The sequence below is a fragment of the Streptomyces sp. NPDC088923 genome (assembly GCF_044749745.1).
In the GTDB taxonomy this organism is placed as follows: domain Bacteria; phylum Actinomycetota; class Actinomycetes; order Streptomycetales; family Streptomycetaceae; genus Streptomyces.
The window spans coordinates 346,995-356,655 of the sequence record NZ_JBIVIO010000007.1 but is presented as its reverse complement, the minus strand read 5'-3'; the positions used below and the strand labels follow the sequence as shown (position 1 = coordinate 356,655).

Sequence of the window (9,661 nt, the reverse complement as noted above, 5' to 3'; positions counted from 1 at the left end):
TCCCGCAGCTCACCGAAGAGGTCAACACCCGCAAGGGCTGACCGACCGGTTTCCACGGCCCCGCGTCCCCACCCGGCGGACGCGGGGCCGTCCCGCGTCACCTCCGAAAGGGCGGGATGCGCCAAGAGCGGCGACCGATCCTTGTCGCGGCCGGGGGCTCCGCGTGGTCCGCCGCACTCGCAGACTTGCCGTACGTGGTGATGCGACGTGCCGGTTCAGCGGGACCGCGCACTTGCCGCCCCCCTCTCCCCGACGCAAGGACTGCCCTTCATGACCGAGCGCGTTCTCACCCCCCGCAACCGAGGCTTCCTCTTTCTCGACGCCCACCCGGCGGGCTGCGCGCGCCTCGTCACCGACATGTGGGACGCGTGCCCGGAGCCCGTCGTGGCGCCGCCGGCGGGCGAGGGACCTGTCGCCCTCGTCATCGGCTCGTCGGCCGGGTACGGGCTCGCGGCCACGCTCGCCGGGCTCAAGCGGGCCGGGATACGTGGCATCGCGGTGTCCTTCGAGAAGGGGCCCACCGCGCGGCGTACCGCGACGGCGGGCTGGTACCGCACGGCCGCCACCGCCGCGCTCGCACAGGACGCCGGGCGCGACCTGGTGTTCCTCAACGGGGACGCGTTCTCCGACGGGCTGAAGGACGAGGTGGCCGACCTCGTCGAGCGCCGCTTCGGCGGCCGGCTCGACCACCTCGTCTACTCCGTGGCCGCGCCCCGCCGTACCGACCCCGACACGGGCACCACGTACACCTCCGTCCTCAAGCCGATCGGCGCCCCGCACCGCACGAAGACCCTCGTCTTCGACGCGGACGGCACCCCCGACGTCCGCGAGGTGGGGGCGGAAGCGGCCGAGGGGGACGACATCGCGCAGACCGTCGCCGTCATGGGCGGCGCGGACTGGGAGCGCTGGATCGACCGGCTCGCCGCGCGCGGACTGCTCGCCGAGGGCTTCACGACCGTCGCGCTCTCCTACATCGGCTCGCCGCTCACGGCGGCGATCTACCGGCAGGGCACGATCGGCGCGGCCAAGACCCACCTGGAGGCCACCGCGCGCACCCTGCACGAGCGCCTCGCGAAGACGGTCGGCGGCCGGGCCGTGACCTCCGTCAACGGCGCCGCCGTCACGCAGTCGTCCACGGCCGTCCCCGGCATCGCCCTGTACACGAGCCTGCTGCGCGCCGTGCTCGGTACGCGCCTCGTCCCGCCGGTGCGTCAGCTCGCCCGCCTGTGGGACCAGCTCACCGGGACGAGCCCGCTCACCGCCGACGCCGAGGGCCGCGTCCGCCTCGACACCTGGGAACTCGCGGAGAACGTACAGGCGGCGGTCGCGGAACGCTGGGAGGCCGTCACCACGGAGACGGTCGCGGACCTCGCCGACGTCGACTGGTTCCGCGCGGAGGTGCGCCGCCTGTACGGCTTCTCGGTGCCGGGAGTCGACTACACGGCCCCGGTCGAGACGGACGTCCCGTGGCCGGGGCTTATCCCGGCGTGATCCACCGGCTTCTAGGGTGGCCTCTCGCGACCAGGCGGGAGGAGCCCCTGTGACGGTGTTCGACGAGAGTGAGCGGCTGATCTGGGCCGGACGCGGGGACGCGTACGCGGCGAGCTTCGCCAAGCTGTGCGCGTACCCGGTGGAGCACCTGCTCGACGCGGCGGGTGTGGGGGATGGCACGCGCGTGCTCGACGTCGGGACGGGGACGGGGACCGTCGCGGCGGCGGCGCTCGCGCGCGGGGCGCGCGTGACGGCCGTGGACCCGGAGCCGAGCATGCTCGCTCTCGCGGCCCGGACCGCTCCTCAGGCGGAGCTCCGGACCGCGCTGCTGCCGGAACTTCCCTTCGAGAGCGGTGAGTTCGATGCCGTCGTGGCCAATTTCGTACTGAACCACGTCGGCCGGCCCCGCGCAGCGCTCGAAGAGCTGCGTCGCGTCGTACGGGCCGGAGGGCGCGTCGCCGTGACGATCTGGGCGAAGCCCCCGGCGCCGGGGCAGGCGCTCCTCGGGCGCGCGATCGCGGCGGGCGGTGCCGTGCGGCCCCCGCACCTCCCTGGCGGTCTGGAGCCGGACGAGGACTTTCCGCGCGACGAGCAAGGGCTCGGCGCGCTCCTCGCGACGGGCGGTCTCGGGGACGCGGCGTGCGAGACGCTGAGCTGGGACCACCGGGCGAGTCCCGAGGAGTGGTGGAGCGCCCCGGCGGGCGGGGTCGCCTCCAGCGGACAGCTGGTGCGGGCTCAGACGCCGCAGGTGCGGGCCGCGATCAAGCGGAGTTTCGACCGCTTCAGCGTTGAATTCGCAGACCCGGACGGCATGTTGCGCCTGCCCCACGCGGCGCTGCTCGCGCACGGGCGCCGGTGAGGAGCGCGCGGGGGACCGGGGTACGGGGCGGCGCGGACACCGCGGCGCGCCTGCTCGCCGCGCTCGGGCGCTTCCACGACGCGCGCCCCTGGGACCACAACGCCCACTACCACCGCGCGGTCCTGCGCCGCCTGCCCCGCCGCTTCGGGCCCGCGCTCGACGTGGGCTGCGGCAGCGGGGACCTCGCCCGGCTCCTCGCCCGCCGGGCCGATGCGGTGACGGGGATCGACAAGGACCCGGGCATCGTCGCGAAGGCACGCGCGGCCACCCCGGAAGCGGTGCCGGTCGCCTTCGCCACGGCGGACGCCCTCGACGAAGGGGCAGCCCCGGGCCCGTACACCGTCGTGACCTGCGTCGCCGCGCTCCACCACCTGCCGCTCGTCGAGGCCCTGGCCTCGTTCCGCGCGCGTCTCGCCCCCGGCGGCACCCTCGTGATCGTCGGGCTTTACCGGGAAGAGACTCTCGCGGACCGCGCCGTGAGCCTCCTCGCCCTCGTCGTCAACACCGCGGTGGCCTGGTGGAAGCACCCCGGGGGCGGGCGGGTTCCCCGGCCCCTCGCCATGACCGCGCCGACCCGCCCCGCGACGACGGGCCTCCCCGAGATCCGGCGCACCGCCGCACGCGTCCTCCCCGGCGCGCGCGTGCGCAGACGCCTCCTCTGGCGGTACGTGCTGGTGTGGCGGCGCCCTGAGCGGCCTACCGCCCCTCCACCACCGGGCTCAGCCCGCGCAGCGGCTCCCACCAGGCGCGGTGGCTCGCGTACCAGTGGATCGTCTCGCGCAGGCCCGTCGTGAGGTCGACGCGGGGGCGCCAGCCCAGTTCCGCGCGCAGCTTCGAGGAGTCCAGCAGGTAGCGGCGGTCGTGCCCCGGGCGGTCCGGCACCGTGCGCAACAGGGAGAGCGGGAGGCCGAGTTCGGTGAGGATGTGCTCGGCGAGGGCGCCCACGCCCAGCTCGCTCCCCGTCCCCACGTGGTACGTCTCACCGATGCGGCCGGCGTGCAGCACCGCCGCGATCGCCCGGACGTGGTCGCGCACGTGAATCCACTCGCGGCGGTTCTCGCGCGAGGCGTACACGGGCAGGTCCAGGCCGTCGAGCGCGCGCGTCGTGAAGAGCGGGAGCACCTTCTCAGGGAACTGGTGCGAACCGTAGTTGTTCGCCGAGTTCGTCAGCGTCACCGGCAGACCGTACGTCTCGTAGTACGCGCGCACCGCGTGGTCCGCGCCCGCCTTGCTCGCGCTGTACGGCGTGCGAGGGCGGTACGGCGACTCCTCGGTGAACGCCTCCTCCGCGTCCAGCGCGAGATCCCCGTACACCTCGCACGTCGAGACGTGGTGGAAGCGCGCGACACCGAGCCGCCGGCAGGCCTCCAGGAGCGTCTGCGTGCCGAGCACGTTCGTACGGAAGAAGCGGTCGGGGGCGAGCACGGCGAGGCTGTTGTGCGACTCGGCGGCGAAGTTCACGACGACCTCGACCCGGTGCTCGGCGAGGACACGGGCCACGAGCGGGCCGTCCGCGATGTCGCCCCGCACGAACGTGATCCGGTCCGCGACGTCCGCGAGATTCGCGCGTACGCCCGCGTAGGTGAGCGCGTCGAAGGCGACGAGGGAGTCCTCCGGGTGCTTCTCCAGCCAGTAGCGGGTGAAGTGCGAGCCGATGAAACCGGCCGCACCGGTGACGAGGAGGGAGGTCATGCGCGGGCGCTCCTGGTGGGGGTCATGCGGAGGTGTTCCTGACGGGGCCTTGAGCATTGCTGCGCACCTGGTACGGAACCGTGGGGCGCCGGTCGGGGTCGATCGCGAGCAGTCCGCCCGCCGGGGGTCTCGCCCGCTGCGCGCAGTCGCGGCGCTCGCAGATCCGGCAGCCCAGGCCGATCGGGGTCGCGGCGCGAGGGTCGTCGAGCGCGATGCCCTCCGCGTACACGAGGCGGTGCGCGTGGCGCAGTTCGCAGCCGAGCGCGAGCGCGAACTCGGCGCGCGGCGCGTGGTGCCCGAGCCCGCCCCGCACCACCGTGCGCGCGACCCAGAAGTACCGCTTGCCGTCCGGCATCTCCGCGACCTGCGTGAGCATGCGCCCCGGCGCGGAGAACGCCTCGTACACCGTCCACAGCGGGCACGTGCCGCCGAGCCGGGAGAAGTGGAACGCCGTCGCCGACTGGCGCTTGGAGATGTTCCCCGCGCGGTCCACGCGCAGGAACGAGAAGGGCACGCCGCGGCGGCCCTCGCGCTGGAGGGTGCTCAGGCGGTGGCACACCGTCTCGAAGCCGACGCCGAAGCGCGCCGACAGCAACTCGATGTCGTAGCGCGTCTCCTCCGCCGCGCCGTGGAAGGTCCCGTACGGCATGAGGAGGGCGCCCGCGAAGTAGTTCGCGAGCCCTATCCGCGCGAGCGTCACCGAGGCGGGCGAGGTCAGGCGCGTCCCGTCGCCCGCGACCTCGTCGATCAGCGCGCCCTGCTCGATGAGTGCGAGCTGGGTCGCGAGCTGGAAGGCGCGCTGGCCCTCGGTGAGCCACGGCGAGAGGAAGAGCCGGCGGGTCTCCGCGTCGAAGCGGCGGGCGTCGGCCGTCCTGCCGGGCGCGGCGGTGAGGACCCGGACGCCGTGGCGCTCGGCCAGGTGCGTCGTGAGCGGGTCGGCGCAGCGGCCCGGGGCGAGGCCGAGGGCCTCGGCGGTCCGCTCGGCGGCGGCGTCGATGCGCGCGAAGTGGTTGTGGTGCGCGTAGAAGAAGTCCCGTACCTCGTCGTGCGGCTCCCCCGCGGGCGGGGGAGGGGAGCCCGAGGCGGGGTCCGCGAGCACCGCCGCCCGCTCGGCGGCGTCCCGGTAGCGGCGGTGCAGGGCGACGAGAGCGCGGGCGAGGCCGGGGTGGTCGCGCACCGCCTCGGCGATCTCCTCGGGCGGGGGCGACGCGATGCCGCTCGCCTCGTCCGCGAGCGCCGCCCGCACGTCGGTCGTCAGACGTGCCTCGTCGGCGACCGAGAAGTACTCGGCGCCGACCCCGAAGACCTCCTCCAGCCGCAGCAGCACCGGGACGGTCAGCGGGCGCTGGCCCTGCTCGATCTGGTTGGCGTAGCTCGTCGAGATGCCGAGCGCGCGCGCCATCTCGACCTGGTTGAGGCCCCGCTCGCGGCGCAGCCGGCGCAGCTTGGCGTGCGCGTACAGCTTGCCGTCCCTGCCGGCCATGCCCCGTACCTCCTCGCGTGCCCTGCCGCGCCCCGCAGGCGCCCCACCGCGCGCCGTAGCCGCCGCGCGCCCCCCGTCGTCCACCGCGCGCCCCCGTCCGGCGAAGAGACGCTTTCCTTGCGAACAGCGGTTCCACTCCCGGCGAAAAGCCGCCGCCCCGGTGGCCCGGGACCGCTTGTGAATTTACCATTCGCAGATTTCGCAGAACCGTCCGTGGCGACTGTACGGATTCCACACCCCTACGGACTGGTAACCGGCGGCTCCGAGGGGCAGGGTTGATGATCTCAGTTAAGTTTCCCGTCTTCGTGAGGAGCCCTGTGATCGAGCACCACGTCCGCGTGCACCCCAGTGCGGACCGCCTGCCCCGTGAGGACCAGCTGGCCTGGAAGCTCGCCACCGTCGCCACCGGCACCGTCGAGCCCGACCCCGAGAGCGCCGCGATGGCCGTCAACCGGGTCATCGACAACGCCTCGGTCGCCATGGCCTCGCTCGTCCGCCGCCCCGTCGCCGTCGCCCGGGCCCAGGCCCTCGCACACCGCGCGGGCGCCCCGGGCACCGGGGCGAGGGTCTTCGGCGCGCAGGGCCGGGTGAGCCCCGAGTGGGCCGCGTGGGCCAACGGAACCGCGGTGCGCGAGCTGGACTTCCACGACACCTACCTCGCCGCCGACTACTCGCACCCCGGCGACAACATCCCGCCGATCCTCGCCGTCGCCCAGCACACCGGGCGCACCGGCGCGGACGTGCTCCGCGGTGTCGTCGCCGCGTACGAGCTCCACGTCGCGCTCGTCAAGGGCATCTGCCTGCACGCGCACCGCATCGACCACGTCGCGCACCTCAGCGCCGCGACCGCGGGCGGGCTCGGCGCACTCCTGCGGCTGCCCACCGAGACCGTCTACCAGGCGATCCAGCAGGCCGTGCACACCACCACCTCGACCCGCCAGTCCCGCAAGGGCGAGATCTCCAGCTGGAAGGCGTACGCCCCGGCCTTCGCCGGCAAGGCCGCGATCGAGGCCGTCGACCGCGCGATGCGCGGCGAGAGCTCGCCCTCGCCGATCTACGAGGGTGAGGACGGCTTCCTCGCCTGGATGCTCGACGGCCCCGGCTCCGACTACACGGTGTGGCTGCCCGAGGCGGGCGAGGCCCGGCGCGGCATCCTCGACACGTACACCAAGGAGCACTCCGCCGAGTACCAGGCGCAGGCGCTCATCGACCTCGCCCGCCGCATGGGCGAGAAGATCCCGCTCGACCGCGTCGCCTCGATCGTGCTCCACACGAGCCACCACACGCACAACGTCATCGGCTCCGGCGCGGGCGACCCGCAGAAGTACGACCCGAAGGCGAGCCGCGAGACGCTCGACCACTCGGTCCCCTACATCTTCGCCGTCGCCCTCCAGGACCGCGCCTGGCACCACGAGCGCTCCTACGCGCCCGAGCGCGCCGCCCGCCCCGACACGATCGCGCTGTGGCAGAGGATCACCACGGTCGAGGACCCCGAGTGGACCCGCCGTTACCACGACCCCGACCCGCAGCAGCGCGCCTTCGGTGCCCGCGCCGTCGTCACGCTCGACGACGGCACCGTGATCGAGGACGAGCTGGGCGTGGCCGACGCGCACCCGGCCGGGGCCCGGCCCTTCGACCGCCCGGCCTACCAGGGCAAGTTCCGCACCCTCGCCGAGAACATCGTCACGCCCGAGGCGCAGGACCGCTTCCTCGGCGCGGCCGAGCACCTGGCCGAGCTGAGCGCGAGCGACCTCGACGGCCTCTTCCCCGAGGTCGACACCGAGGCCGTCGCCGCCTACGACGCGAAGCTGCCGAAGGGCGTCTTCTGATGCCCGGGACACGCCCCACGCGTACCCGCGTCCGCACCAAGCGGAAGGACCCGTCCTGATGCTGCACACCCGCACCACCCCGGCCCAGCGCCGCCGCGCCCTGCGCGAGCGGCTCGCGACGGGCCGCCTGCTCCAGATGCCGGGCGCCATCAACCCGCTCTCGGCGAAGCTCATCGAGGACACCGGCTTCGAGGCCGCGTACCTCTCGGGCGCGGTCCTCGCCGCCGACCTCGGGCTGCCGGACATCGGCCTGACGACGGTCACCGAGATCGCCGCGCGCGCCCAGCAGACGACGCGCGCCACCGACCTGCCCGTCCTCATCGACGCCGACACCGGCTTCGGCGAGCCCATGAACGCCGCGCGCACCGTCCAGCTCCTGGAGGACGCCGGGCTCGCCGGGCTGCACCTGGAGGACCAGGTCAACCCCAAGCGCTGCGGGCACCTCGACGGCAAGTCCGTCGTCGAGCGCGACACCATGAGCCGCCGTGTCCGCGCCGCCGTCGACGCGCGCCGGGACCCGGACTTCCTCCTCATGGCACGCACCGACGCGCGCGCCATCGAGGGCCTGGAGGCCGCGATCGACCGCGCCAAGGCGTACGTCGACGCGGGGGCCGACGCGATCTTCCCCGAAGCGCTCGCGAACGAGGCGGAGTTCGAGGCGTTCCGCAAGGCCGTGGACGTTCCGCTGCTCGCCAACATGACCGAGTTCGGCAAGGGCAGGCTCCTCACGGCGCGGACCCTCGAAGACCTCGGCTACAACATCGCGCTCTACCCCGTGACGTTCCTGCGGCTCGCGATGGGCGCCGTCGAGGACGGGCTGCGCACCGTCAAGGCGGAGGGCACGCAGGAGTCGCTCCTGCCGAAGATGCAGACCCGCTCGCGGCTGTACGAACTCCTCGACTACGAGGCGTACTCGTCCTTCGACTCCGCGGTCTTCGACTTCACGCTCCCGCCGGACGCCTGAGCGGCCGGTACGTTCCCGGGCGGTCCGGGCGCCGAGCCCCCTCGCGCGCCCGGACCCCGGCCCGTGCCGCCCCACGTGAAGCATCCGTACGCACCCCGGCACCACCACTCCTCCCGGAGGCACCACCCATGACCAGCACCCCGGAGATCCACCGCGGTCTCGCCGGCGTCTACGCCGACACCACCGAGGTCTCCACCGTCATCCAGGAGACCAACTCCCTCACCTACCGCGGCTACGCGGTGCAGGACCTCGCCGCGCACCACTCCTTCGAGGCCGTCTCCTACCTGCTGTGGCACGGCGAACTCCCCGACGAGAAGCAGCTCGCCGAGTTCGAGGCCGCCGAGCGCGCCCTGCGCCCCCTCAACCGCACCGAGTCCGAGCTGCTCGCCCGGCTGCCCGAGACGTGCCACCCGATGGACGTCCTGCGCACCGCGGTGAGCCTCTTCGGGGCCGAGGACCCGCGCGAGGACGACAACGGCGAGGACGCCAACCTCGCGAAGTCGCTCTCCCTCTTCGCGAAGCTCCCCACCGTCGTCGCGGCCCACCAGCGCCGCCGCCGCGGTCTCGACCCGATCGCCCCCGACCCGGAGCTCGGCTACGCCGAGAACTTCTTCCACATGTGCTTCGGGGAGGTGCCGGACAAGGAGGTCGTGCGCTGCTTCGAGATCTCCCTCACGCTCTACGCCGAGCACAGCTTCAACGCCTCGACCTTCACCGCGCGCGTCATCACCTCGACGCTCTCCGACCTCTACAGCGCGGTCACCGGCGCGATCGGCGCGCTCAAGGGTCCCCTGCACGGCGGCGCCAACGAGGCCGTGATGGACATGCTCGACGAGGTGCGCGACCCGGCCGACGCCGCGCGCTGGCTGGACCAGGCGCTCGCCGAGAAGCGCAAGATCATGGGCTTCGGGCACCGCGTCTACAAGAACGGCGACTCGCGCGTCCCGATCATGCAGGGCGCGCTCGACCGCCTCGTGGAGCAGAGCGACAACCCCGAGGCCCCGCGCCTCGACAAGCTCCACGCGGCGCTGCGCGAGGCCATGTTCGAGCGCAAGCAGATCCACCCGAACCTGGACTACCCGGCCGGTCTCGCCTACCACCTCATGGGCTTCGACACCCCCGTCTTCACGCCCATCTTCGTGATGAGCCGCATCACGGGGTGGACCGCGCACATCATCGAGCAGCTCTCGCACAACTCGCTGATCCGCCCGCTCGCCTCCTACGACGGCGTGGCGCAGCGCGAGGTGCCGAAGGGCTGAACGGTCGTCCGCCGGGCGGTGACGGGGAGGTCCCGCCCGGCGGATACGGGACGGGGCGGGACGCCGTGACGCGTCCCGCCCCGC

At 73.6% G+C, this 9,661-nt stretch carries 8 protein-coding genes; 6 read left to right on the top strand and 2 right to left on the bottom strand.

Going from position 1 to position 9,661, the window contains the following annotated elements; genetic code table 11:
• The first annotated feature begins 270 nt into the window (after positions 1–270).
• The 3 genes from fabV to ACIP4O_RS25225 are packed head-to-tail and all read left to right on the top strand — an operon-like array spanning position 271 to position 3,144.
• The gene (gene fabV / locus ACIP4O_RS25235; RefSeq protein ID WP_401577768.1) at positions 271–1,491 is read left to right on the top strand and encodes an enoyl-[acyl-carrier-protein] reductase FabV; all 1,221 of its coding nucleotides are present in this window, start codon (positions 271–273) and stop codon (positions 1,489–1,491) included.
• Between the two features lie 49 nt (positions 1,492–1,540).
• Positions 1,541–2,350, top strand: coding sequence for a class I SAM-dependent methyltransferase (locus ACIP4O_RS25230; RefSeq protein WP_401577766.1), 810 nt, complete (start codon positions 1,541–1,543; stop codon positions 2,348–2,350).
• Positions 2,347–3,144 carry a class I SAM-dependent methyltransferase gene (locus ACIP4O_RS25225; RefSeq protein WP_401577764.1) on the top strand — a complete coding sequence of 266 codons (798 nt, stop codon included), beginning with the start codon at positions 2,347–2,349 and terminating at the stop codon, positions 3,142–3,144. The genes ACIP4O_RS25230 and ACIP4O_RS25225 overlap by 4 nt, the downstream gene beginning before the upstream one ends.
• Here ACIP4O_RS25225 and rfbB read toward each other — a convergent pair.
• A complete protein-coding gene (rfbB, locus tag ACIP4O_RS25220; RefSeq protein WP_401577762.1) occupies positions 3,047–4,042 on the bottom strand; it encodes a dTDP-glucose 4,6-dehydratase in 996 nt (331 codons plus the stop codon). The genes ACIP4O_RS25225 and rfbB overlap by 98 nt on opposite strands.
• 22 nt (positions 4,043–4,064) lie before the next feature.
• Positions 4,065–5,525 carry a short-chain fatty acyl-CoA regulator family protein gene (locus ACIP4O_RS25215; protein WP_401577760.1) on the bottom strand — a complete coding sequence of 487 codons (1,461 nt, stop codon included), beginning with the start codon at positions 5,523–5,525 and terminating at the stop codon, positions 4,065–4,067.
• 317 nt (positions 5,526–5,842) lie between these two features.
• Here ACIP4O_RS25215 and ACIP4O_RS25210 point away from each other — a divergent pair, with 317 nt between their 5' ends.
• The 3 genes from ACIP4O_RS25210 to ACIP4O_RS25200 all read left to right on the top strand — a co-directional run bounded on the left by ACIP4O_RS25210 (position 5,843) and on the right by ACIP4O_RS25200 (position 9,577).
• The gene (locus ACIP4O_RS25210; protein WP_361326850.1) at positions 5,843–7,354 is read left to right on the top strand and encodes an MmgE/PrpD family protein; all 1,512 of its coding nucleotides are present in this window, start codon (positions 5,843–5,845) and stop codon (positions 7,352–7,354) included.
• Positions 7,355–7,412: 58 nt separating this feature from the next.
• Positions 7,413–8,318, top strand: coding sequence for a methylisocitrate lyase (gene prpB / locus ACIP4O_RS25205; protein WP_401577759.1), 906 nt, complete (start codon positions 7,413–7,415; stop codon positions 8,316–8,318).
• Between the two features lie 128 nt (positions 8,319–8,446).
• Positions 8,447–9,577 (top strand): bifunctional 2-methylcitrate synthase/citrate synthase, encoded by a 1,131-nt coding sequence (locus tag ACIP4O_RS25200; protein ID WP_401577756.1) that lies wholly within the window; start codon positions 8,447–8,449, stop codon positions 9,575–9,577.
• The last annotated feature ends 84 nt before the right edge of the window (positions 9,578–9,661 follow it).